Consider the following 21,498-nt stretch of genomic DNA (forward strand, 5'->3'; position numbering starts at 1 on the left):
TCCCGCATGTCCGAGTCCGTCTTCAACGCCGCACAGCAGCAAGCCAGTACGTTGTATCTGCCACCGGGCTCGTGGGCCACGGTGCTCGATTGCCTGTGCGCGAAATTTCCGGCCATCAGCCGCGAACAATGGCTGGATCGGTTTGCCCGCGGCCGGGTGCTGGACGAAAACGGCAAGGCCATCGCGCCTGATCTGGCGTATCGGGAAGGGCTGCGGGTTCACTACTTTCGTGAGGTTGCCAACGAAACGCCGATCCCTGTGGTTGAAACGATCCTCTACGCCGACGAGCATCTGGTGGTGGCTGACAAGCCGCACTTCCTACCGGTGACACCCGCAGGCGAGTATGTCGAGCAAACCTTGCTGCGGCGCTTGATCCATCGCCTGGACAACCCTGATCTGGTGCCGCTGCACCGCATCGACCGGCACACCGCAGGGCTGGTGCTGTTTTCCGCCAACCGGCAGACGCGCTCGGCTTATCAGGCATTGTTTCCCACCCGGCGCATCGACAAGTTTTACCAGGCCATTGCACCAGCGCTGCCGGAACTGATATTTCCGCGTCTGCACGAGAGTCGTCTGGTCGAGGGTGAACCGTTCTTTCGCATGCAGGAAGGCGTCGGCGCGAGCAACACCCGTACGCAGATCGAGGTGCTCGAACGGCAGGATAAATTGTGGCGTTACGGACTTTATCCGGTGACCGGCAAAAAGCATCAGTTGCGCGTGCACATGGCTGCGCTGGGCGCTGCCATCTGCAACGACCCTTTTTACCCGGACGTGGTGAAAGACCCGGTGGACGACCATCGGCATCCCTTGAAGCTGCTGGCCAGCAGCTTGCGCTTCATCGATCCCATCAATGGCGAGCCGCGCCACTTCGAGAGCCTGTTGCAGCTCGACTGGTAGTACACGGGCAGTGAAATGACAGGCAAAAAAAACCCGCACTCGGCGGGTTTTTTCAAATCAGTAACGCGACATCCGGATCACAGATCCTTGACGGTACGTACCTGATCCTTGTTGATGCGGGTCTGCTTGCCGTCGAGTTGCTTGAACTCGTAGAAGCCGGATTCTTCATCGTACTTCGGCGTGTCGACAGCCTGAATTTCACGACCATCGTTCAAGGTGATCACAGTGGGCGATGCGCAGCCGGCGAGGGAGGCAATGCTCAGTGCAAGCAGGAAGGCAGCGGGGAGGGTCCGTTGTTTCATTACTGTGTCTCCAGATGGATTCTTGATTTGCTGAACTCTCAGACGGATACACCGTCAGCAAGTTCCGTATACACCCGCAGCAACTTCAATGACCAGTCACTTGTTGCGGTTTTCACTGATCCCGGTCAACAGACAGGGGGTGTTCAGGTTGGCCAGGCGTGGATCACCGGCTTCCAGTTGCAGAGCGACTGGCTGCAGCGGTTCCAGAGCCCGTCTCGGACTGCGTTCGCCGGCCTGCCATGCGGCTTCCAGCGTTGCGGCGTGAGCGACAGGGATCATACCTAAAAGCGGCTGCCAATGCTGACCTTCACGCACCATTATCGGTCGCTCCGGGTATTCAGAGGCTTTTTCACGCAATGCGTGCAGCAACGCTTCATCGACCAAAGGTGCGTCGCAGGGCAGGATCAGCAACCATCGATGCCGCGCCAGGGGCAGTGCGGCGCGAATTCCGGCCAGAGGGCCGTTGAAATCGGTATCGTCGTCCTGCACCAGTCTATCGGCGTAACGCGCATAGCGATCGATATTGCGATTGCAGGAAATGATCAGATCGTCGGTCAGCGGCCGGGTCAGACGATGCAGATGTTCGATAAGCGGGGTGCCCTGCCATTCGATCAGGCCCTTGTCGCGCCCGCCCATGCGCTGTCCCCGGCCTCCGGCCAGCAGCAGAATCGAGCAGGGCGGCAGTGGGGCAGGAACATTCATCGAACACTCGTCGGGCAGTCAAAAGGAGGGCTGTGATATAACACCCGCCTGTTTTCTTAACAACTGGATGAGGCCATGAAAGCCAAGGCTGACACACCTTTCGTACCCCTTAATATCGCCGTACTGACCGTCAGCGATACCCGCACCCGTGAAACCGATACCTCGGGGCAGATGTTTGTCGACCGCCTGACCGACGCAGGCCATGGTTTGATCGAGCGCGTGCTGCTCAAGGATGACCTGTACAAGATCCGCGCTCAGGTAGCGACCTGGATTGCCGACGATCAGGTGCAGGTCGTGCTGATCACCGGTGGCACCGGCTTTACCGGCCGCGACAGCACACCTGAAGCCGTAGCCTGCCTGCTGGACAAGCAAGTCGATGGTTTTGGCGAGCTGTTCCGGCAGATCTCGGTGCCGGATATCGGCACGTCCACCATTCAGTCCCGCGCGCTGGCCGGCCTGTCCAATGGCACGCTGGTCTGCTGCCTGCCAGGGTCCACCAATGCGGTGCGCACGGCATGGGACGGCATTCTTGCCCAGCAGCTGGACTCGCGTTTCCGTCCCTGCAACTTTGTGCCTCACCTCAAGCAGGCCGAGCCCTGTGCGACTCGTGGTTGAGTGCTCATGAGCAACGAGCCGAAAACCCTGCTGCCTGTTGAAGACGCCATTGCGCGTCTGTTGAAAATGGCCGAAGCCACGCCGATCACCGAGCGCCAATGCGTCTCGCTGGCCGATGCCGAAGGCCGCGTACTGGCAGTGGATCTGGTCTCCACGCTGGATCTGCCGCCCTGGCCGAACAGCGCCATGGACGGTTATGCCTTGCGCGCGGCGGACTGGCACGGCGAGCCGTTGACGGTCAGTCAGCGTATCTTCGCCGGTCAGGCCCCCGAGCCTCTGGCCCCTGGCACCTGCGCGCGTATCTTCACTGGCGCGCCGATGCCCGAAGGCGCTGACTGCGTCGAGATGCAGGAAAACGCTGAGGTGCTGGCGGATCAGCGTGTGCGGTTCAACGAACCGCTGGGCGCCGGGCAGAATATTCGTCCGCAAGGCCAGGAAACCCGGGTCGGCGATACTGTGCTGGCCGCCGGCACGCGTCTGGGTCCGATCGAATTGGGTCTGGCGGCCTCGCTGGGCCTCGCCGAGCTGGAGGTCATTCGCCGCGTGCGGGTCGCGGTGCTGTCTACGGGCGATGAGTTGATTGAGCCCGGTCAGTCGTTGGGGCCGGGGCAGATCTATAACAGCAACCGGGTGTTGCTGTGCAGCTGGCTGAAGCGGCTTCAATGCGAGGTCGTGGATGCCGGCATCCTGCCGGACGATCTGGAAAAGACGCGTGCTGCGCTGGCGAATCTGCAGGGTGTCGATCTGATTCTCTCCACGGGCGGAGTGTCCGTGGGCGAAGCTGATTTCCTCGGCCACGCATTGCGTGAGGAGGGCGAGCTGACGCTCTGGAAGCTGGCCATCAAGCCTGGAAAGCCGCTGACCTTCGGGCATTTTCGGGGTGTGCCAGTGATCGGTCTGCCTGGCAATCCAGCCTCTACGCTGGTTACCTTCGCCTTGCTGGCCAGGGCTTACCTGCTGCGTCGCCAGGGCGTGATCGACGTCGCTCCCTTGCAGTTTCCGGTGCCGGCCGGGTTTGTCTGGACGCGTCCTGGCAATCGTCGCGAGTACCTGCGCGGCCGTCTGGAGCAGGGCCGGGCGGTGGCGTATCGCAATCAGAGTTCGGGAGTCCTGCGCAGCGCTGCGTGGGCCGATGGTCTGATTGAAGTGCGCGAAGGCTCGACCGTTGCCGAAGGCGACTGGGTCAACTTCATCCCGTTGAGTGAAGTGCTGGGCTGAGTGCATTCGAATGGTGGGGCGGGTACGCATGAGCTACGCTCAACAACGCTGACACAGTGGGCAACCGGACTTCGCCCTGGAGTATTGTTATGGCGCCATTGAGAGTGGCTTGTGTGATCCCGACCTACAACGGACGCAAGGATCTGGAACGTCTGCTGGATTCACTGGCTGCGCAGACTGCCAGCTTCGATACGCTGATCGTGGACTCCAGTTCCTCGGATGGCACGCTGGAGCTGGCGCAAGCCCGATGTGCCAATGTGCTGCGCATCGACAGCAAGGATTTCAACCACGGCGGTACCCGGCAGATGATGGTCGATCTGCATCCTGACTATGATGTGTATGTCTTCATGACCCAGGATGCGTACGTTGAAGACATCAATGCCATCGCCAACATTCTGCTGCCGTTCGCCGACTCGAAGGTCGGTGCGGTATGCGGGCGACAGTTGCCGCACAAGGACGCCAACCTGCTGGCCCAGCATGCGCGGCTGTTCAATTACCCGCCGACCTCGCAGATCAAGACGCTCGCCGACGCCGGTACGCTGGGTATCAAGACGCCATTCATGTCCAACTCGTTTGCGGCCTATCGAGGCGAAGCGTTGCGGGCCATTGGCGGTTTTCCGCGGCATGTGATCCTTTCGGAGGACATGTACGTCACCGCGAAAATGCTTATCGATGGCTGGAAAGCGGCTTACGAAGGCTCGGCTGTATGCCGTCATTCCCATAATTACAGCCTGCGCGAAGAGTTTCGCCGTTACTTTGATATCGGCGTGTTCCAGGCCCGCGAAGCGTGGATCTACGAAACCTTTGGCGGCATTGGCGGCGAGGGCATGCGTTACGTCAAGTCCGAGCTGAAATTCCTCGGTCCCCGGCGAATCCTCTGGTGGCCTGTGTCGTTCGTGCGCAATGCGCTGAAGCTGCTGGCCTACAAGCTGAGCCGACAGGAAAAGCGCTTGCCGCGCGGCGTGAAGAAGAAGCTCGGCATGTACGCGCGCTACTGGGACAGCCCTTACGCCTGAGTTGCGCCGCAGACCACGCCTGCGGCGTATGGGCAGGTCAGCTTTTTGCGGCTTCTTCGTCCAGACGGTCTGCCTCGAACAGTTGCGCGAGGTCGGCCCTGGCTTCGCGGGCGGTCTGCAGCACCTTGGCGTCGTCGTCATACACCTCATGCTGAGCGGCCAGCACCTGTTCGTCGTGACGCTTGAAGCGACTGATGCGTGCGTCGGCCTGTGTTTCGCTGAGGCCCAGGCCCATGAGGGTCTGGCGACTCATTTCCAGGCTTGAGTAGAACGTTTCGCGAACCGCGTGAGCCCCTAGGTCCATCAACCGATGAACATGCTGGCGGTTACGTGCGCGAGCAATGATCTTCATGTGCGAATACAGTTTGCGAATCAGCTCGGCAGTCTTGATGTTGGTGTCCGGATCATCGGTCGCGATGACAAAGAATTCGGCCTCATCGACCTTGGCGGCACGCAATATTTCCGGGCGCAGCGGGTCGCCATAGAAGACCGGGACATTGCCGAAGCTGCGTGAGAACTCGATGGACTCTACGGCGGTGTCCAAAGCGATGAAAGGAATCTTCTGCGCGCGCAGGATACGCGCGACGATCTGCCCCATACGGCCCATGCCGGCAATGACCACCCGTGGTTTGTCGGTCTGGATATCGCGGTACTCGTCCGGCACCTCGACAGGCTTGATCCTGGGTTTGATCCAGCGCGCCAGGGCAATGAACAGCAACGGTGTGATCGCCATCGACAAGGTGATGGTCAACACCAGCATGTCGTACAGCCCGGCCTTGAACAGCCCCTGAGCGCTGCCGATCTTGAACACCACGAAGGCAAACTCGCCGCCTGCGGCCAGTACCAGGCCCAACTGCAACGCGCTGCGGTTGTTGAGTTCGCCAAGGGTGCGACCGATCAGGAACAGCATCGGCAGCTTGATTGCGATCAGCAGCAGCGTCAGGCCCAGCACGATCAGCGGCGAGCTGAGCAACAGGCCGACGTTGGCGCCCATGCCGACGCTGATAAAGAACAGCCCCAGCAGCAATCCCTTGAACGGTTCAATCTGTGCTTCCAGTTCGTGACGGTACTCGGAGTCGGCCAGCAACAGGCCAGCGAGAAACGCGCCCAGCGCCATGGACACCCCCACCAGTTCCATCAGCCACGCCGTGCCTATCACCACCAGCAAGGCCGTGGCGGTCGAGACTTCCTGGATTTTGGTCTTGGCGACGATACGAAACACCGGACGCAGCAAATAGCGTCCGCCAATCACCACAATGGCAATGCTGCCCAGCACGCGCAGGCCGTGGTTGATGCTTTCGCCGGTGTCCATCGCGTGATCGGCCCCGGCCAGGAATGGCACCATCGCAATCAGCGGGATCGCCGCGATGTCCTGAAACAGCAGAATGGCGAACGCCATCCTGCCGTGCGGGCTGTTCAGTTGTTTGCGCTCCGCCAGGCTCTGCAGGCCAAAGGCCGTGGACGACAGGGCAAGGCCGAGGCCCAGAATGACCCCAGTGTTCAGCGACTGGCCGAAGGCAGCGAAGGCGACCCCGCCGATGATCAGGCCGGTGAGTAGCACCTGCGCCATGCCGACGCCAAACACGGATTTGCGCATCACCCATAAACGTTTGGGCGAAAGCTCCAGGCCAATGATGAACAGCAGCAGTACTACGCCAAGTTCGGAAATATGGCTGACGCTCTCGGTATCGCCGATCAGACCCAATACCGAAGGGCCAATGATCACGCCGGCGAACAGATAGCCGATCACCGCGCCCAGCTTCAGCCGCTTGGCCAACGGCACAGTCAGCACGGCGGCGAGTAGAAACACTACTGCGACCTGCAGCAGGCTGCCTTCATGGGGCATGTGAAACTCCTTGGTAATGATTGAACACACTGTTGAAGCAGGGGCGGTATTAAAGCATGGGAGTTTTACACGGCAACGCGCATCGCGGCATGACGATAATCAACGTCGTTAATAGAACGTGCAGGAGAGGGCGCGCGGGAGAGTGAGGCGAGACAGAGGGTGACGATGCCATCCGTCGCTCATCGGCGTAAGATAAGCGCGCAAACAGGCAGCGTCAGTTGCCCGCTCATGAGCATTCAGGAAGCCGTTATGACCAACAAGCAGCGTTTGATTTACTCGATTCTGATCGCCCTCGGCGTTCTGGCGATCATGCTGGGCTTGTCGCATCTGCAAAACACCGGTGCCATCACCGAAAAGACCTTTCAGTACATCGCGATCAGCGTGGCGGTGCTGGTAGTGATCCTCAACGGCATCATGCGTCGCAAGGTCAAGCGCTAAGCGCTGATGGTCGATGCGGCAAGGGGGCTGTGCTTACTGGGCGCTGTCCTTGCCGACGTCTCCCAGCCATTCCCGGGCGCGAGGGTGCAGACTGTAGGTCTTGTCGTCGTTGAGGTGGATCACGCCCTCGTCGCACAGACGCTTGAGCACCTCGCGCACGCTCAGAAACGATAGCGGCACATCGAGCCTGAGCAACTGGCTGTGTACGCCGCGCACTCCCAGGGGATGGCCTTCCTCGCTCGAGACCAGCAGCGCATCGAGCACCTTGAGCCTGACCAGGCTGGTGCGCAGGCCAAAGCTTTTCAGGAGCATCCGGATGTGCTCGTTTCCGGGGCGCTCGGCCTCCAGAGCGGGCGACTGTGCCTGCGCAGCCAGTGCGGTTTGCCGCAGCAGGGTGCGAGTCGTGATTCCTTGGCGATTGAACATCCGTAAACTCCTTTTCAGGCTTTTTTTAAACACTCTCGATTACTAAGACGAACGAGCTCGGCAAAACCTCAGTTATCAGCGGAAAAAAATATGCGGCTCAACGTGTACAGGCTCGCTGCAGCGTTGTGCGCTTGAGGTTAGATGAACAATCGTCGGTCGCGAGAGGAGATTGTTCCGACGGTGGGCGCAGTCGAAGTCGCTGCGCATCGGCAAGACTGCGAGTGCGATCAGCCTTTCGGTGTGTCGGAGGTGCGGCGATTGAGCACCGGATTGCCGTTCTGATTCTGCGTCACGTAAACCGGCAGCACCTTGGGCAGAGAAGTCAGCAGGCTCGACAGGTCATGGGTGTTGTAACTGCCGCCCAGACGCATGGCACCGGTTGCGCTGTCCGCCAGCAGGATAGGTGTTTGCAGGTAGCGATTGATCAGCGGCAGTGCCTGGCTGAGCGGCAGATCATTGAAGATCAGCTTGCCATTGCGCCACGCCAGGCTGGTATCGCGTGCTTCGGTCTGACTGATCAGTGGAGCATCGTCGCCCGCCTTGTAGCTGGCCTGCATGCCGGGGGCGAGAGGGTGGTTCGAGGAAGGATGTGCACGATCACTGGTGACCTGAACCGACCCCTCGACCAGCGTCACGCGTACCTGATCCTGGTACATCCATACATTGAAACGTGTGCCGGTGACCGTGATGCTGCCTGAGCCGGCGTCGACAACAAAGGGGTGGGTGTTGTCGTGGCTGACCTCAAAGAACGCCTCGCCCTTTTTCAGCGTGACGCTGCGTCGATCCCGGTAATTGGCATAGGTCAACTCGGTACCCAGGTTCAGCTCGGCGCGGCTGCCGTCTTCCAGCATGACCAGGCGTGTGGTGGTATCGGCGTTGTAAGTCTCGTAGGTATCAGGCAGCCAGCCCTGGTGCCAGCCGACGTACCCGGCAATCGGTAGCGCCAGGGCAACGACCGCTGCGGCTGCGGCCAGTTTTGCCCAGCGGCGACCGCGACGAGGCCGAACCTGACCGGGCCGGTCAGCCTGGGCTTGGCGCACAGGTGCCGGGTTAAGCGGTTCGATTTGCCCGGTGATATCCCAGACTTCCAGCATGGCGTTGTATTCGACCGCATGCAGGGGGTGGGCCTTCAGCCATTGCTCGAATGCTTTTCGTTCGGCAGCGGTACAGTCTTCTGCATGCAGGCGCATGCACCAATGCGCAGCGGCATCGGTGATCGCGTCGTGTTCTGCGTTGCTGAAAAGAGGGTCGCTCATGGGCGCTCCGGCCTATACCTTCGGCGCATTCTACCCTTTGATTTCAGGGAGAGAGAACATTTGCCGGCTATTGCCTATCAAGGTGCTGCGTATTTTCTGGTGAATGCAAGCTGCTCTCATTGAAAACTATCCGTCGCAGTCTGCCCGCCGCAATGAAGTCAGTGCCCGGGGAGTGTCTTTGCAGAGTCCTCGGCGCTACTCTCGGAACCTGTCTTCGCCTTGTCGTTCTCGCTAGCGTTCTCGATCTACCGCCATGAACAGGAGTTTCAGATGCGCGCCAACCCTGCCGATCAGTCGACCCGGACCGTTTCCTTTGAGCAACTGACAGATCTGTTGCGCCGGATCTTCCTTGCCCACGGCACCTGCACGGAGGTTGCCGACGTGCTGGCCGAGAACTGCGCCAGCGCCCAGCGCGACGGCTCGCATAGCCATGGCATCTTTCGCATTCCCGGCTATCTCTCATCGCTGGCCAGCGGGTGGGTGAACGGCAAGGCTGTGCCGGTGGTCGAGGATGTCGGCGCTGCGTTTGTCCGGGTCGACGCCGGGGGCGGCTTTGCCCAGCCTGCACTGGCGGCGGCCAGAGCCTTGTTGATCGACAAGGCACGCAGTGCCGGAATTGCGGTTCTGGCCATCCGCAACTCTCATCACTTCGCTGCGTTATGGCCGGATGTCGAGCCTTTCGCCGAACAGGGGCTGGTTGCCCTGAGCATGGTCAACAGCATGACCTGCGTTGTGCCGCATGGTGCGCGTCAGCCTCTGTTCGGCACCAACCCGATTGCTTTCGCCGCGCCCCGTGCAGGCGGCGAGCCTATTGTTTTCGACCTGGCGACCAGCGCCATCGCCCACGGTGATGTACAGATCGCCGCACGTGAAGGTCGGCTGTTACCAGCGGGCATGGGTGTCGATCGCGACGGCCAGCCCACTGAAGAGCCGCGCGCCATTCTCGAGGGTGGTGCGTTGTTGCCGTTCGGCGGGCACAAGGGTTCGGCATTGTCGATGATGGTCGAGCTGCTGGCCGCAGGGCTGACAGGGGGCAATTTCTCGTTCGAATTCGACTGGTCGAAGCATCCCGGTGCGCAGACGCCCTGGACCGGCCAGTTGCTGATCGTCATCGATCCTGACAAGGGCAGCGGTCAGTCGTTTGCACAGCGCAGTGAGGAACTGGTGCGGCAACTGCATGGGTCCGGGCAGGAGCGTCTGCCGGGGGATCGACGCTACAGCGAGCGCGCTCGATCAATGGCGCACGGTATCAGCATCGCCCAGGCTGATCTGGATCGCCTGCAGACCCTGGCGGGGCATTGAGCCATTTACACATTCACCGACCATTCGTCGCGACCGGTCTTGTATCGGCGCGCAGTTCAAAATACTGTATGCATGAACAGTAAAGAACGAATGAGGTCTGTCATGTCCCTTAAGTCAGCGCAAAGCCCGGTTGCTCAACAACATCGCATGCTCTCTGCAGCCAACGAAATGCAGCGTGAGGATTTTCTCCAGTTGGCGGCCGCACTGCGCCAGTTCAATGCCTACGAGCCAGAGGTGTCGATAGTCATCGCGGCTGCCCGCGCGGGCGGCGAATACCGCCAGGCTGGCTCGATGGAATAAGGTGGCTGATCACAGCCACGGCACGTCTCGGGTTGATTGTGAGTATACGCAGCGTATATGCTTCATATATTCAACTTGAGGTGAATCATGGGTCTGGTAAAAATTTCCGAAAACATGCACGCCAATCTGCGCTCTGCCAGCGTTGCGCTCAGCCGCTCGATCAATGCGCAGGCCGAGCACTGGATGCGTGTCGGTATGCTCGCTGAACTGCACCCGACGCTGGATTACAGCGAGATCTGCCAGATGCTGATCCGTCTCGAAAATGCCGGTGAGACCGTGCTGACCGCTTCGAACTTCAACGTCTCGGAGCTTTCAGCTTCCAGCCTTTCCAAGGCGGTCTCATGAGCAGCGCTATCGGTCTCAAGACCGAACAGGACCTCGTGCAACTGCGCATAGCCGGCAGACTGGCTGCCGATGTACTTGCGATGATCACGCCTTACGTCAAGGCGGGCGTCAGCACCGAAGCGCTTGACGACATCTGCAACGAATACATCGTCAAAGAGCTGAAAGTGATTCCTGCGAATGTGGGCTATCACGGTTTTACCAAGACCACCTGTATCTCTCCGAACGCCGTGGTGTGCCATGGCATACCTTCTGCCACCGATATCCTCAAGGAAGGCGATATCGTCAATATCGATGTCGCGGTCATCAAGGACGGCTGGTATGGCGATACCAGCCGTATGTACCTGGTGGGTGAGGTCAGCCCCCTGGCCAGGCGTCTGGTCGAGACGACCTATGAGGCAACTCGCGCCGGTATTCATGCTGTGCGTCCGGGTGCAACCTTGGGTGATATCGGTTACGCCATCCAGAGCGTCGCTCACCGCGAAGGTTTCAGCGTAGTGCGTGAATATTGCGGACACGGCATTGGGCGCAAGTACCATGAAGAGCCGCAGGTTTTGCACTACGGTGCGCAGGGCAAAGGCCTCAGGCTCAAGCCGGGCATGGTGTTCACCATTGAACCGATGATCAATGCGGGCAGGGCGGGCACCCGGACGCTGCCGGATGGCTGGACGGTTCTGACCAGCGACCTTTCACTGTCTGCGCAGTGGGAGCATATGGTTGCCGTCACCTCGACCGGTTTCGAGCTGCTGACGCCGTGGCCTGATGGCACAGGCGCTTACCCTGCCATTTGATCCGCAAGTGTCTGGCAATGCATAGGAACAACGGCCTTCTCGAAGGCCATTGTTGTGTTGAACAGGACGATGTTTCAGGCTTGCAGCGAAGCCCTTCTCCAATGCACCTGCGTCACGCCAAAACGCTTTGCCTGCAAGGTTGCGACGCCTATCGGGCCTGCGGATATATTGCCGCTCACGGTCCCGACACCTGCATGCAGGGTCGCACAGTGCAAGGCGTCGCTCTGGCACAGTTGCGTTGCCTGATGCAGAAAGCAGTGAGGTTGGCCATTGAATTGATAGTGAATTTCAAATTCCGTTTGATGATTCATCTTCCCTGCCTGCTAACGTGATAATCAGCCTGACTGTTTTGGGCATATACACGAAAGGGGGCCTCCCGATCACGCCTTTGATTCCAGAGAGTAGACCGAAAATCGTAGCGTTCATGGATTGAGTTAAGAGATGTCCGATAAGTGGTTTTGGATTCACTCAAGCGCGTTAATCAATGGCCGAGCACTCATCCGTTTGAGGGCTCGGCCTTTGATCAAGCTTCGTTATTTACACGACTTCAGGTCTACCGGGCCTACAAAATCATTACCACGTCCCATGACACAGGCGACCTGCTGGTTACGCTGGCGCTCCCATGCCTCGGGCGGATAGGTTTTATCCCAGGCCTTATAGAGCTGCTGGTCCTGGCGCGAGAGGCGCAGATTGTACTGTTTGCTCATGTAGAAGTAGGTGCGCGCGATCATGCCGCGTATCGAGGGGCGAGGCATGACCTTTTTGGCCTTGAAATCCACCTGTGTCAGGCATGAACCGTACTGGCCCTTTTGCTCGGGTATCCAGCCAAAACTGAAGTTGCTGCGGTCACCGTTGACCTCGCCGATGCTCGGTACCAGATTGTGCAGGTCTGCCTCGGCGCGTTTGTAAATCGGGTCAGTTCGTGTGCAGTTCTTGCGCCCGCCGTTCTGCCAGCATTGGCGCAAATGACCGATCTGCCAGGCAGGCACAATGTGCTCCCATTCGATACGACTGGCCCGTTTGGCGCTCTTGCGCGGGACATAGCCGCAGCCCGCGAGGTCGACCCGATTGCCGGTGTATTTGCAGCCGCAGTAAAACTCGGTCGACTGCGGTGCATACAAGCCCCAGGCAACTTTCTTGGCTTCGCTGAAGGTGCGCGGGGCTTGTGCCTGGGCGGCGAATGAGGCGGTGATGAGCAGGGTGGTGCAAAGCAGTGTGGGAAATCGAAACGTCATGCCGTCAGTCTTCCTTCGGCAACGTCCAGAATATTTGCACGCCACCGTCGTCGCGCCAGGCGAGGGTGACATTGTCGTTCTCGGCTATTTCTTCAAGGAGTTGCGCCCAGTCGTCCTCTGCCTCGTCTGGCTGACGAAAGAGCAGGGCAGCCCTGGATTTCTGTGCGGTGGGCGAGTTGATGATCTTCTGTACCCGCATGCCCATGCGCTCGTAAGGGCCGGGAATGGAAGGGGTCGCTGCGCTTTGTTTTGCCACGGAAAAAGGTCCCTGAATATTGCTGTACGGGCATACAGTATTTCAGTGTCGGATCTTTCGCAACATCTATGTAAGATAAAGCGCTCGAAGTGGCACACTATTGCCTTGAAAAAACACCCTGACGTTTCCGGAGTCACGCATGAATATCAAGTCACTGGCATTTCCGTTACTGGCCTCGGCAGTTGTGCTGCTGGCAGGCTGTTCCACGCCCTCGGTCGTCACGCTGCAAAACGGTACTCAGTACGTGACCAAAGACATGCCCAAGACCAAGACTCGCGACGGTTTCTACGAGTTCGAGGATATCTCCGGCAAGACCGTCCGGATCAAGGCTGATGATGTAGCGACGGTCAAACCTGAAGAGTGAGACCCGACTGATCGTGACGCCCGTTCCCCGCGCTAGCGGGGGCGGGCAGCTCGGTAAGATTTAATTTCAGGTGGATTGACAAAGGTTGCAGCTTTTTCCATAGTTCGCTCCTCGCAAACGTTTGCGCGTCGATGCCCGGCATCGATTCTGCGCCGTTCGCCCGAACAATAATCACAAGATCGGAGATGAACTCATGAAGCTGCCATTCGCTGGACGCCTTCTCGCTGTCGCCATGTTTGCTGCCGTCACGGCAGTCATGCCCCTCTCTACCGTCTATGCCCAGACGCCTGAAAAACCCAAGGTCGCACTGGTCATGAAATCGCTGGCCAACGAGTTCTTCCTGACCATGGAAGACGGTGCCAAGGCCTACCAGAAAGAACATGCCACCGAATTCGACCTGATCTCCAACGGGATCAAGGATGAGTCCGACACGTCCGCGCAAATCCGCATTGTCGAACAGATGATCGCCTCCAACGTGAATGCGCTGGTGATCGCACCAGCCGACTCCAAGGCGCTGGTACCGGTGCTCAAGAAAGCCACCGATGCCGGAATCAAGGTCGTCAACATTGACAACCAACTCGATGTCGACGTGCTCAAAAGCAAGAACCTGCAAATCCCGTTCGTAGGGCCTGACAACCGCAAGGGTGCCAAGCTGGTGGGCGACTATCTGGCCAAGAAACTGACCGCTGGCGACGAGGTGGGCATCATTGAAGGTGTGTCGACCACCAATAATGCTCAGCAACGCACCGCCGGTTTCAAGGACGCCATGGACGAAGCGAAAATGAAAGTGGTGTCCACGCAGTCCGGTAACTGGGAAATCGACAAGGGCAATGCTGTGGCCTCGGCGATGCTCAACGAATACCCGAACCTGAAAGCCTTGCTGGCCGGTAATGACAGCATGGCGCTGGGCGCCGTCTCTGCAGTGCGTGCGGCAGGCAAGGCTGGCAAGGTCATGGTCGTGGGCTACGACAACATCAATGCGATCAAGCCGATGCTCAAGGATGGCCGGGTTCTGGCCACGGCCGATCAGTACGCAGCCAGGCAGGCGGTCTTCGGCATCGAAGCTGCCCTCAAGCTCGTCAAAGGCGAGAAGGTCGACACTAACGACAAGGGCGTGATCGAAACGCCGGTGCAACTCGTTACTCAACCTTGATCCACGCCGTGTAAAGGTGCCCGTCCGCAGAGGACGGGCGCTGGGAGAAATGTATGTCAGCGTCTGCTCAGACAGCTGTTCTTTCGGTCAGTGGCATCGGCAAAACCTACGCACAGCCCGTACTTGGTGACGTCGACCTGACGTTGATGCGTGGCGAAGTGCTCGCCCTGACCGGGGAAAACGGTGCCGGTAAAAGCACCTTGTCGAAAATCATCGGCGGGCTGGTAACCCCTACCACCGGAAACATGGAGTTCCAGGGCCAGCCTTATCAGCCTGCAAGTCGTACCCAGGCCGAAAAACTCGGCATTCGCATGGTCATGCAGGAGCTCAACCTGCTGCCGACCCTGACCGTGGCCGAAAATCTGTTTCTTCATGACCTGCCCCGCAGAGCCGGCTGGATCGACCGCAAGCGCTTGCGCGAAAACGCGATCGAGGCCATGGCCCAAGTGGGGCTGGACGCCATTGATCCCGACACGCTGGTCGGCGAATTGGGGATCGGCCACCAACAGATGGTCGAGATCGCCCGCAACCTGATCGGCGACTGTCACGTGCTGATTCTCGACGAACCCACTGCCATGCTCACCTCGCGCGAAGTGGAAATGCTCTTCGAGCAGATCACACGGCTGCAGGCACGTGGCGTCTCGATCATCTACATCTCCCATCGGCTTGAAGAGCTGGCCAGGGTGTCCCAGCGCATCGCTGTGCTGCGCGACGGCAAGCTGGTGTGTGTCGAGCCGATTGCCCGATACAACAGTGAGCAACTGGTGACCCTGATGGTCGGCCGTGAGCTCGGCGAGCATATCGACATGGGCGCCCGGCAGATTGGCGAGGTGGCGCTGTCGGTCAAGGGGCTCAATCGCGCCGGCAAGGTTCAGGATGTGTCCTTCGACGTGCGTCGAGGTGAAATCTTCGGTATTTCCGGGCTGATCGGTGCCGGGCGTACCGAGTTGTTACGTCTGATCTACGGTGCAGACGTTGCCGACAGCGGTGACATCGAAGTCGGAAAGCCGCTGCGGAAAGTCAGCATTCGCTCGCCAGCCGACGCGGTAGAGCAGGGTATCGCGCTGATCACGGAAGACCGAAAGAGCGAAGGCCTGCTGATGTCGCAATCGATCAGCGCCAACATTGCGCTGGGCAACATGCATTCGATTTCCAGTGCGGGCATGGTCAACAGCGACGACGAGCTGAAGCTGGCGCAGCGCCAGGTAGCGGCCATGCGCATTCGCAGCTCCAGTCCGGGCCAATTGGTCTCCGAGCTGTCGGGTGGCAATCAGCAGAAGGTGGTGATCGGTCGCTGGCTGGAACGTGACTGCACGGTGATGCTGTTCGACGAGCCAACACGGGGCATCGACATCGGTGCCAAGTTCGATATCTACGCGCTGCTGGCCGAATTGACCCGTCAGGGCAGGGCGCTGGTGGTGGTTTCCAGTGATCTGCGCGAGCTGATGCTGATCTGTGATCGTATCGGCGTGCTGTCTGCCGGTCGCCTGATCGACACGTTCGAACGCGACAGCTGGACCCAGGACCAATTGCTGGCCGCTGCCTTCGCCGGTTATCAGAAACGTGACGCGCTGCTCAATGATGCGGCGCCCAGGAACGACTCATGAAAAATACTCCTTCTCCGACGTTGACTGTGCCAGTCCGTCGCGGCGGCAACTACTTTGGTCTGGGTACCTACATCGGGTTGGCCGGTGCGTTGCTGGTGATGATTGTGCTGTTCTCGCTGCTCAGCGATCACTTCCTGTCCTACCAGACCTTCAGCATGCTCGCCAACCAGATCCCGGACCTGATGGTGCTGTCGGTCGGCATGACGCTGATCCTCATCATCGGCGGCATCGACCTGTCGGTCGGCTCGGTGCTTGCCCTGGCCGCTTCGGCGGTCAGTGTGGCAATCCTCGGCTGGGGCTGGAGCGTGTTTCCGGCGGCGCTGCTGGGCATTGCCTGTGCGACGCTGGCGGGTACGGTCACCGGTTCGATCACGGTCGCCTGGCGCATCCCGTCGTTCATCGTGTCTCTGGGCGTGCTGGAAATGGCCCGTGGCGCGGCCTACCAGATGACCAATTCGCGTACCGCCTACATCGGTGATTCGTTCGCCTGGCTGTCCGATCCGATTGCCTTCGGCATTGCGCCGTCCTTCATCATCGCGTTGCTGATCATCTTCGTCGCTCAGGCAGTACTGACCCGGACCGTTTTCGGTCGCTACCTGATCGGCATCGGCACCAACGAAGAGGCCGTGCGTCTGGCGGGTATCAATCCCAAGCCTTACAAGATTCTGGTGTTCTCGCTGATGGGGCTGCTGGCCGGTGTCGCGGCATTGTTCCAGATATCCAGGCTGGAAGCCGCCGATCCGAATGCCGGCGCCGGGCTTGAACTGCAGGTCATTGCAGCCGTGGTAATCGGCGGCACTAGCCTGATGGGCGGACGCGGTTCGATCATCAGCACCTTTTTCGGTGTGCTGATCATTTCCGTGCTGGCCGCAGGCCTGGCGCAGATCGGTGCGACCGAGCCGACCAAGCGGATCATCACCGGTGCGGTGATTGTGATCGCTGTGGTACTGGACACCTATCGCAGCCATCGGGCTCGGCGCCAGGGCTGATATGGCAACCATCAAGGATGTCGCGGCCCTGGCGGGGATCTCGTACACCACGGTTTCCCACGTGTTGAACAAGACCCGGCCGGTGAGCGAGCCGGTCAGGCTCAAGGTCGAAGCCGCCATTGCACAGCTCGATTATGTGCCCAGTGCAGTGGCACGTTCGCTGAAGGCCAAGACCACCTCGACCATCGGCCTGTTGATTCCCAACGGCATGAACCCGTATTTCGCCGAATTGGCGCGGGGCATCGAGGATTACTGCGAGCGCAACGGTTTTTGCGTGATCCTTTGCAACTCCGATGATAATCCGGAGAAACAGCGTGGCTATCTGCGCGTGCTGCTGGAAAAGCGTGTCGACGGTCTGATTGTTTCTTCGGTGGGCGGCGATGCCGGTATTGCAGGTGGCCTTGCCGAGGTTCGTACGCCGTTGGTGATCGTTGACCGGGAACTGGACGGTATCGATGCCGACATGATCCGTATCGATCATGAGCAGGGCGCTTATCTGGCGACTCGGCACTTGCTGGACCTCGGGCATCGCGCCATTGCCTGCATCGGCGGGCCATTACACAGCACTGTGGCCGAGATGCGTCTGGCGGGGTACCGGCGCGCCCTGCAGCAGGCGTCCGTTCAGGCCCGGGCCGAATGGTCGGCGCACAGTGAGTTCACCAGCTCTGCCGGTCATGAGGCAGCGTGTCAGCTTCTGGCAGCGCATCCGCCAACGGCGATTTTTGCCGGCAACGACGTCATTGCCATCGGCGTATTGCGCGCCGCCGCCGAGCGCTTGATTCGCGTGCCTCAGGACCTGTCGGTGATCGGTTTCGATGATATCCAGATGAGTCGCTATGTTTATCCGGCGCTGACCACCGTGGGGCAGTCGATCATGCAACTGGGCGAAACCGCCGCAGAAATGCTGCTGAGCAGAATCGCCACACCCCATGGGCTTCCTGCCGAAAAAAGACTCGTGACGCCCAGCGTCGTGGTGCGCGAGTCCACGGCAGCGCCCACTACTTTGTCCAACGAATGACGCGCACGCGCAGCAACGGATTAATGAGCCATGCAAGCAAAAATAGTGATAGTGGGCAGTCTGAACATGGATCTGGTCATCCGCGCCCAGCGTCTGCCGCGTCCCGGCGAGACCTTGAGCGGGGAAACATTTGATACGGTGCCGGGCGGCAAGGGGGCGAATCAGGCGGTTGCTGCGGCACGTCTGGGTGCCAGCGTAGCGATGATCGGTTGTGTCGGGGCTGATGCCTACGGTGAGCAACTGCGTGCGGCGCTGCTGGCCGAGCATATCGATTGCCAGGCGGTGACCGTCGTTGAGGGTGTGTCCACCGGGATCGCCTCGATCGTGGTCGACGCCAACAGCCAGAACGCTATTGTCATCGTGGCCGGTGGCAATGGTCGGCTCAGTCCGGCATTGATCGAGCGCTTCGATGCGCTGCTGGCGGATTCGCAAATCGTCATCTGCCAGCTCGAAGTGCCGACCGAGACCGTTTTTCATACCCTGGCCCGCGCACGTGCGCTGGGCAAGACCGTCATTCTCAATCCTGCGCCGGCCAGCGAGCCGCTGCCGGCAAGCTGGTATGCCCTGATCGACTACCTGATCCCCAACGAAAGCGAAGCGCAGACCCTGACCGGTGTCAGCGTTGACTCACCGGCGGCCGCTGAAAACGCGGCTTCGGCAATGCTGGCGGCCGGCGCGCGCAACGTGATCATTACCCTTGGCGAACGCGGAACCCTGTTCGCCAATGCGTCTGGCGTTGAGCATATTCCCGCACGTCGTGTGCAGGCCGTGGACACCACCGCTGCAGGTGATACCTTTGTCGGCGGTTTTGCGGCGGCATTGTCCGCAGGCCATGGCGAATTGCAGGCAATTCGTTTCGGTCAGGCTGCGGCGGCCATCTCCGTCACCCGAGCGGGTGCCCAGCCGTCCATCCCGACGTTCGAGGAAGTACAGGAATTCAATTCGCTATGAAAAAGACCCCGCTACTCAATATTGCCCTGTCCCGCGTGATTGCATCGCTGGGTCACGGTGACATCCTGATGATCGTCGACGCCGGCATGCCAGTACCGGCGGGCGTCGAATTGATCGACCTCGCGCTGACCCGCGGTGTGCCGGATTTCATCAGTGTGCTGGATGTCGTGCTGAGTGAAATGCAGGTTGAAAGCCACGTATTGGCCAACGAGATGGCCGAGATCAAGCCGCCTGCGTTGCAGGTGATCGAAAGCCTGAATCTGGACGACCAATTGGGGCAACAACGCTGGATAAGCCATGAAGACCTCAAGGTCTTGAGTCGCAAGGCCAAGGCAATCATCCGTACCGGAGAATGTCAGCCGTACAGTAATGTGGCGCTGGTGTCCGGAGTCGTCTTCTAGGCTATGTGCAAAAAGTGGCTGCGCTCGGTGATGCTGCGTTAAAAACAGGCTCGGAATGCTCATTTACAACACGTAGACTCCGCTTCCTCGCCTGTTTTTGCCTTGCCTGACCTTCGCTCGCCGACTTTTCGCAAAAAGCCTAGTTATTCAAGAAAGGGAGTTTCATATGACATTGATACAGTTTTCCAGACAGTTCATTCGTGGAGCGTTGCTCTTGTCCATCCTCGGTACTGCCGCTGTCCAGGCGGCTGAAAAGCGCGATCTGATCATCGATACCGATCCAGGTGCGGATGATGTCGTCGCGCTATTGTTGGCGCTGGCGTCACCTGAAGAGCTGAACGTGATGGCTATCACCACGGTGGCTGGTAATGTGCGCCTCGACAAGACCTCGCGTAACGCCAGGCTGGCGCGGGAATGGGCCGGGCGCGAAGAGGTGCCTGTGTATGCCGGTGCGCCCAAGCCGTTGGTGCGTACACCAATCTATGCCGAGAACGTTCACGGTCAGGAAGGCCTGCCGGGTGTACCCGTGCATGAGCCCGCCAAGGGGCTGGCCGAAGGCAATGCCGTCGATTACCTGATTCGCACCCTGAGCAAGGCCAAGCCGCACAGCATCACCATCGCCATGCTCGGCCCGCAGACCAACCTGGCGCTGGCGCTGGTGCAGGCTCCGGAAATCACCCAGGGCATCAAGGAAGTGGTGGTCATGGGTGGCGCGCATTTCAACGGCGGTAATATCACTCCGGTTGCCGAATTCAACTTGTTCGCCGACCCGCACGCCGCGCAGATCGTTCTGGCCAGCGGTGTGAAGCTGACGTACGTGCCGCTGGACGTGACCCACAAGATTCTCACCAGTGAACAGCGCCTCAAGCAGATCGCCGCACTGGGCAATAATGCGGGCAAGCTGGTGGACGGCATTCTCAATGAATACGTCAAGCTGGATATGGAGCATTACGGTTTGCCCGGCGGACCGGTACACGATGCCAGCGTGATTGCCTGGCTGCTCAAGCCTGAGTTGTTTTCCGGACGGCAGATCAACGTCGCAGTGGACACCCGTGAGGGTATCGGTTTCGGTCAGACAGTGGCCGACTGGTACGGCACACTCAAGCAGCCGCAGAACGTATTCTGGGTCGAGAACGGCGACGCTCAGGGGTTCTTCGATCTGCTGACCGAGCGTCTGGCGCGCCTCAAATAATCACGCATTCTGAAGCCGCGTATCAGGCGGGCAATCCTGCCGTGGCGTAGCGGCTCAGCACCTGGCTGATGAAGGCACGGGCACCCTCGGTGCCCAGTTCCTTGATCAGCAGGTCAACTGCGATGATCATCAGTTCTTCCGGATTCCCGGGGCTGTGCGAGCAGTGGCCCTGAGGCCATCTGGCCTTGATGTCTGCGTCTAGGGTTATGGCTGTCATGTCTGTCTGATCTCCAGTGAAGGGTCACGCACACGCTGCTCGCTTCCCGGCGCTTGTGTCTCTGGCAGTAAACCATCCCGTGCGCATTTTGACACTCCTACTTACATATGATCCTGATAGCCCGCTTCAATGCGCATCGGCGATAAACGTTTTGTGACGATTTCTTCGCGCGCCCTGTGTCATGCCAAGGCAGACTCCCGGTCCAGGCAGATCAACAGGTTACACAAGGCATGTCGGCCGGACCGTGCAACCAACGCGCCTTAGCGCGGTCGGACAGGTCTGGAAATGTTCATTGGCAGAGGAGGGTGTATGCCCCGGAAATTCGCAACATTGGGTTTTGTGGTCGTGGCTTCATTGGTGGCAGGCTGCAGCAGTACGGCTTCGGATAGCAGTGCCAGTGCTGAGGCGCCCGTCAAGGCCGACGCGCCCGCCAGCAACGCGATACCTGGCCGTTGTGATGCAGGGCTTGCCCAGTTCGCTGTCGGCAAGCAGGCTTCCATAGACCTCCTTTCTCAAGTCCGCACCCGTTCCGGTTCGCAGGATGCGCGCATTCTCGGTCCTGACGACATGGTCACGCTGGAATACCGGTCCGAGCGGGTAAACGTCAACACCGATGCGTCGGGGAAGGTGACCCGTATCAATTGCGGTTGAGCCGATACTTTCT

27 protein-coding genes are annotated in these 21,498 nt (G+C 59.6%); 18 read left to right on the top strand and 9 right to left on the bottom strand.

The annotated features are described in order from the left end of the window. Positions 1-6: 6 nt before the first annotated feature. Positions 7-897, top strand: coding sequence for a pseudouridine synthase (locus LCH65_RS12125; RefSeq protein WP_054081862.1), 891 nt, complete (start codon positions 7-9; stop codon positions 895-897). A gap of 77 nt (positions 898-974) precedes the next feature. Here LCH65_RS12125 and LCH65_RS12130 read toward each other — a convergent pair whose 3' ends face one another. Both LCH65_RS12130 and mobA read right to left on the bottom strand, forming a co-directional pair. Then, the gene (locus tag LCH65_RS12130; RefSeq protein WP_002553129.1) at positions 975-1,199 is read right to left on the bottom strand and encodes a YgdI/YgdR family lipoprotein; all 225 of its coding nucleotides are present in this window, start codon (positions 1,197-1,199) and stop codon (positions 975-977) included. 96 nt (positions 1,200-1,295) lie between these two features. After that, entirely contained in the window at positions 1,296-1,901 is a 606-nt protein-coding gene (mobA, locus tag LCH65_RS12135; protein WP_024663339.1) for a molybdenum cofactor guanylyltransferase MobA, read from the bottom strand. Between the two features lie 75 nt (positions 1,902-1,976). Between mobA and moaB the strand changes: the two genes are divergently transcribed. From moaB to LCH65_RS12150, 3 genes are all read left to right on the top strand, one after another. After that, positions 1,977-2,516, top strand: coding sequence for a molybdenum cofactor biosynthesis protein B (gene moaB / locus LCH65_RS12140; RefSeq protein WP_002553131.1), 540 nt, complete (start codon positions 1,977-1,979; stop codon positions 2,514-2,516). Positions 2,517-2,522: 6 nt separating this feature from the next. Further along, a complete protein-coding gene (gene glp / locus LCH65_RS12145) occupies positions 2,523-3,734 on the top strand; it encodes a gephyrin-like molybdotransferase Glp (RefSeq protein WP_054081861.1) in 1,212 nt (403 codons plus the stop codon). A gap of 89 nt (positions 3,735-3,823) precedes the next feature. After that, the gene (locus LCH65_RS12150) at positions 3,824-4,750 is read left to right on the top strand and encodes a glycosyltransferase (protein WP_044308295.1); all 927 of its coding nucleotides are present in this window, start codon (positions 3,824-3,826) and stop codon (positions 4,748-4,750) included. 37 nt (positions 4,751-4,787) lie between these two features. On the opposite strand, the gene LCH65_RS12155 is transcribed toward LCH65_RS12150, so the two are convergent. Continuing rightward, on the bottom strand, positions 4,788-6,596 hold the full coding sequence (locus LCH65_RS12155) for a monovalent cation:proton antiporter-2 (CPA2) family protein (protein ID WP_226439509.1): 1,809 nt from the start codon (positions 6,594-6,596) through the stop codon (positions 4,788-4,790). A gap of 249 nt (positions 6,597-6,845) precedes the next feature. Between LCH65_RS12155 and LCH65_RS12160 the strand changes: the two genes are divergently transcribed. After that, complete coding sequence (locus tag LCH65_RS12160; RefSeq protein ID WP_003366968.1) at positions 6,846-7,034, top strand: hypothetical protein; 189 nt, start codon at positions 6,846-6,848, stop codon at positions 7,032-7,034. A 33-nt stretch (positions 7,035-7,067) separates the two neighbouring features. On the opposite strand, the gene LCH65_RS12165 is transcribed toward LCH65_RS12160, so the two are convergent. Together LCH65_RS12165 and LCH65_RS12170 are read right to left on the bottom strand one after the other, a co-directional pair. Continuing rightward, entirely contained in the window at positions 7,068-7,460 is a 393-nt protein-coding gene (locus LCH65_RS12165; protein WP_024663342.1) for a Fe2+/Zn2+ uptake regulation protein, read from the bottom strand. A 227-nt stretch (positions 7,461-7,687) separates the two neighbouring features. After that, the gene (locus LCH65_RS12170) at positions 7,688-8,716 is read right to left on the bottom strand and encodes a FecR family protein (protein WP_003366973.1); all 1,029 of its coding nucleotides are present in this window, start codon (positions 8,714-8,716) and stop codon (positions 7,688-7,690) included. 270 nt (positions 8,717-8,986) lie between these two features. On the opposite strand from LCH65_RS12170, the gene LCH65_RS12175 reads away from it, so the two are divergent. The 4 genes from LCH65_RS12175 (at position 8,987) to map (ending at position 11,451) form a co-directional block, all read left to right on the top strand. Continuing rightward, positions 8,987-10,018, top strand: a complete 1,032-nt coding sequence (locus LCH65_RS12175; RefSeq protein ID WP_226439510.1) for an Ldh family oxidoreductase — start codon at positions 8,987-8,989, stop codon at positions 10,016-10,018. A 102-nt stretch (positions 10,019-10,120) separates the two neighbouring features. Next, positions 10,121-10,318: a hypothetical protein gene (locus LCH65_RS12180; protein ID WP_003366979.1), complete on the top strand. Its 198-nt coding sequence runs from the start codon at positions 10,121-10,123 to the stop codon at positions 10,316-10,318. An 87-nt stretch (positions 10,319-10,405) separates the two neighbouring features. Further along, positions 10,406-10,663 carry a ParD-like family protein gene (locus LCH65_RS12185; protein WP_003366981.1) on the top strand — a complete coding sequence of 86 codons (258 nt, stop codon included), beginning with the start codon at positions 10,406-10,408 and terminating at the stop codon, positions 10,661-10,663. Then, a complete protein-coding gene (gene map, locus LCH65_RS12190) occupies positions 10,660-11,451 on the top strand; it encodes a type I methionyl aminopeptidase (protein WP_003433008.1) in 792 nt (263 codons plus the stop codon). The genes LCH65_RS12185 and map overlap by 4 nt, the downstream gene beginning before the upstream one ends. Before the next feature lie 74 nt (positions 11,452-11,525). On the opposite strand, the gene LCH65_RS12195 is transcribed toward map, so the two are convergent. The 3 genes from LCH65_RS12195 to LCH65_RS12205 all read right to left on the bottom strand — a co-directional run bounded on the left by LCH65_RS12195 (position 11,526) and on the right by LCH65_RS12205 (position 12,942). After that, a complete protein-coding gene (locus LCH65_RS12195; RefSeq protein WP_003366986.1) occupies positions 11,526-11,762 on the bottom strand; it encodes a DUF6555 family protein in 237 nt (78 codons plus the stop codon). A 222-nt stretch (positions 11,763-11,984) separates the two neighbouring features. Next, positions 11,985-12,686 (bottom strand): endonuclease I family protein, encoded by a 702-nt coding sequence (locus LCH65_RS12200; RefSeq protein WP_054081857.1) that lies wholly within the window; start codon positions 12,684-12,686, stop codon positions 11,985-11,987. Between the two features lie 4 nt (positions 12,687-12,690). Then, on the bottom strand, positions 12,691-12,942 hold the full coding sequence (locus tag LCH65_RS12205; protein ID WP_003366989.1) for a DUF1654 domain-containing protein: 252 nt from the start codon (positions 12,940-12,942) through the stop codon (positions 12,691-12,693). A gap of 139 nt (positions 12,943-13,081) precedes the next feature. On the opposite strand from LCH65_RS12205, the gene LCH65_RS12210 reads away from it, so the two are divergent. The 8 genes from LCH65_RS12210 (at position 13,082) to LCH65_RS12245 (ending at position 20,617) form a co-directional block, all read left to right on the top strand. Then, positions 13,082-13,306, top strand: a complete 225-nt coding sequence (locus LCH65_RS12210; RefSeq protein ID WP_003433005.1) for a YgdI/YgdR family lipoprotein — start codon at positions 13,082-13,084, stop codon at positions 13,304-13,306. A gap of 193 nt (positions 13,307-13,499) precedes the next feature. Further along, the gene (locus LCH65_RS12215; protein ID WP_003366993.1) at positions 13,500-14,459 is read left to right on the top strand and encodes a sugar ABC transporter substrate-binding protein; all 960 of its coding nucleotides are present in this window, start codon (positions 13,500-13,502) and stop codon (positions 14,457-14,459) included. Positions 14,460-14,512: 53 nt separating this feature from the next. Continuing rightward, entirely contained in the window at positions 14,513-16,066 is a 1,554-nt protein-coding gene (locus LCH65_RS12220; RefSeq protein WP_003366996.1) for a sugar ABC transporter ATP-binding protein, read from the top strand. Next, on the top strand, positions 16,063-17,055 hold the full coding sequence (locus tag LCH65_RS12225; protein ID WP_003366998.1) for an ABC transporter permease: 993 nt from the start codon (positions 16,063-16,065) through the stop codon (positions 17,053-17,055). The genes LCH65_RS12220 and LCH65_RS12225 overlap by 4 nt, the downstream gene beginning before the upstream one ends. Position 17,056: 1 nt before the next feature. Further along, positions 17,057-18,073: a substrate-binding domain-containing protein gene (locus tag LCH65_RS12230; RefSeq protein WP_003367000.1), complete on the top strand. Its 1,017-nt coding sequence runs from the start codon at positions 17,057-17,059 to the stop codon at positions 18,071-18,073. Positions 18,074-18,103: 30 nt separating this feature from the next. Continuing rightward, the gene (gene rbsK / locus LCH65_RS12235; protein WP_058416612.1) at positions 18,104-19,024 is read left to right on the top strand and encodes a ribokinase; all 921 of its coding nucleotides are present in this window, start codon (positions 18,104-18,106) and stop codon (positions 19,022-19,024) included. Then, entirely contained in the window at positions 19,021-19,425 is a 405-nt protein-coding gene (gene rbsD, locus LCH65_RS12240) for a D-ribose pyranase (RefSeq protein ID WP_003350274.1), read from the top strand. Before rbsK ends, rbsD begins: the two co-directional genes overlap by 4 nt. Before the next feature lie 166 nt (positions 19,426-19,591). After that, positions 19,592-20,617 carry a nucleoside hydrolase gene (locus tag LCH65_RS12245; RefSeq protein ID WP_003319093.1) on the top strand — a complete coding sequence of 342 codons (1,026 nt, stop codon included), beginning with the start codon at positions 19,592-19,594 and terminating at the stop codon, positions 20,615-20,617. Positions 20,618-20,639: 22 nt separating this feature from the next. On the opposite strand, the gene LCH65_RS12250 is transcribed toward LCH65_RS12245, so the two are convergent. Next, positions 20,640-20,834, bottom strand: coding sequence for a hypothetical protein (locus tag LCH65_RS12250; protein WP_003367008.1), 195 nt, complete (start codon positions 20,832-20,834; stop codon positions 20,640-20,642). A gap of 309 nt (positions 20,835-21,143) precedes the next feature. Here LCH65_RS12250 and LCH65_RS12255 point away from each other — a divergent pair, with 309 nt between their 5' ends. Then, positions 21,144-21,485 (top strand): I78 family peptidase inhibitor, encoded by a 342-nt coding sequence (locus tag LCH65_RS12255; protein ID WP_003367010.1) that lies wholly within the window; start codon positions 21,144-21,146, stop codon positions 21,483-21,485. Positions 21,486-21,498 lie beyond the last annotated feature (13 nt).

Source organism: Pseudomonas sp. MWU16-30316, assembly GCF_020515645.1.
Taxonomy (GTDB): Bacteria; Pseudomonadota; Gammaproteobacteria; order Pseudomonadales; family Pseudomonadaceae; genus Aquipseudomonas; species Aquipseudomonas cerasi.

Coding starts and splice junctions, on each gene's coding strand:
- LCH65_RS12125 (WP_054081862.1), top strand. CDS start 7: ATGTCCGAGTCCGTCTTCAACGCCGCACAGCAGCAAGCCAGTACGTTG.
- LCH65_RS12130 (WP_002553129.1), bottom strand. CDS start 1,199: ATGAAACAACGGACCCTCCCCGCTGCCTTCCTGCTTGCACTGAGCATT.
- mobA (WP_024663339.1), bottom strand. CDS start 1,901: ATGAATGTTCCTGCCCCACTGCCGCCCTGCTCGATTCTGCTGCTGGCC.
- moaB (WP_002553131.1), top strand. CDS start 1,977: ATGAAAGCCAAGGCTGACACACCTTTCGTACCCCTTAATATCGCCGTA.
- glp (WP_054081861.1), top strand. CDS start 2,523: ATGAGCAACGAGCCGAAAACCCTGCTGCCTGTTGAAGACGCCATTGCG.
- LCH65_RS12150 (WP_044308295.1), top strand. CDS start 3,824: ATGGCGCCATTGAGAGTGGCTTGTGTGATCCCGACCTACAACGGACGC.
- LCH65_RS12155 (WP_226439509.1), bottom strand. CDS start 6,596: ATGCCCCATGAAGGCAGCCTGCTGCAGGTCGCAGTAGTGTTTCTACTC.
- LCH65_RS12160 (WP_003366968.1), top strand. CDS start 6,846: ATGACCAACAAGCAGCGTTTGATTTACTCGATTCTGATCGCCCTCGGC.
- LCH65_RS12165 (WP_024663342.1), bottom strand. CDS start 7,460: ATGTTCAATCGCCAAGGAATCACGACTCGCACCCTGCTGCGGCAAACC.
- LCH65_RS12170 (WP_003366973.1), bottom strand. CDS start 8,716: ATGAGCGACCCTCTTTTCAGCAACGCAGAACACGACGCGATCACCGAT.
- LCH65_RS12175 (WP_226439510.1), top strand. CDS start 8,987: ATGCGCGCCAACCCTGCCGATCAGTCGACCCGGACCGTTTCCTTTGAG.
- LCH65_RS12180 (WP_003366979.1), top strand. CDS start 10,121: ATGTCCCTTAAGTCAGCGCAAAGCCCGGTTGCTCAACAACATCGCATG.
- LCH65_RS12185 (WP_003366981.1), top strand. CDS start 10,406: ATGGGTCTGGTAAAAATTTCCGAAAACATGCACGCCAATCTGCGCTCT.
- map (WP_003433008.1), top strand. CDS start 10,660: ATGAGCAGCGCTATCGGTCTCAAGACCGAACAGGACCTCGTGCAACTG.
- LCH65_RS12195 (WP_003366986.1), bottom strand. CDS start 11,762: ATGAATCATCAAACGGAATTTGAAATTCACTATCAATTCAATGGCCAA.
- LCH65_RS12200 (WP_054081857.1), bottom strand. CDS start 12,686: ATGACGTTTCGATTTCCCACACTGCTTTGCACCACCCTGCTCATCACC.
- LCH65_RS12210 (WP_003433005.1), top strand. CDS start 13,082: ATGAATATCAAGTCACTGGCATTTCCGTTACTGGCCTCGGCAGTTGTG.
- LCH65_RS12215 (WP_003366993.1), top strand. CDS start 13,500: ATGAAGCTGCCATTCGCTGGACGCCTTCTCGCTGTCGCCATGTTTGCT.
- LCH65_RS12220 (WP_003366996.1), top strand. CDS start 14,513: ATGTCAGCGTCTGCTCAGACAGCTGTTCTTTCGGTCAGTGGCATCGGC.
- LCH65_RS12225 (WP_003366998.1), top strand. CDS start 16,063: ATGAAAAATACTCCTTCTCCGACGTTGACTGTGCCAGTCCGTCGCGGC.
- LCH65_RS12230 (WP_003367000.1), top strand. CDS start 17,057: ATGGCAACCATCAAGGATGTCGCGGCCCTGGCGGGGATCTCGTACACC.
- rbsK (WP_058416612.1), top strand. CDS start 18,104: ATGCAAGCAAAAATAGTGATAGTGGGCAGTCTGAACATGGATCTGGTC.
- rbsD (WP_003350274.1), top strand. CDS start 19,021: ATGAAAAAGACCCCGCTACTCAATATTGCCCTGTCCCGCGTGATTGCA.
- LCH65_RS12245 (WP_003319093.1), top strand. CDS start 19,592: ATGACATTGATACAGTTTTCCAGACAGTTCATTCGTGGAGCGTTGCTC.
- LCH65_RS12250 (WP_003367008.1), bottom strand. CDS start 20,834: ATGACAGCCATAACCCTAGACGCAGACATCAAGGCCAGATGGCCTCAG.
- LCH65_RS12255 (WP_003367010.1), top strand. CDS start 21,144: ATGCCCCGGAAATTCGCAACATTGGGTTTTGTGGTCGTGGCTTCATTG.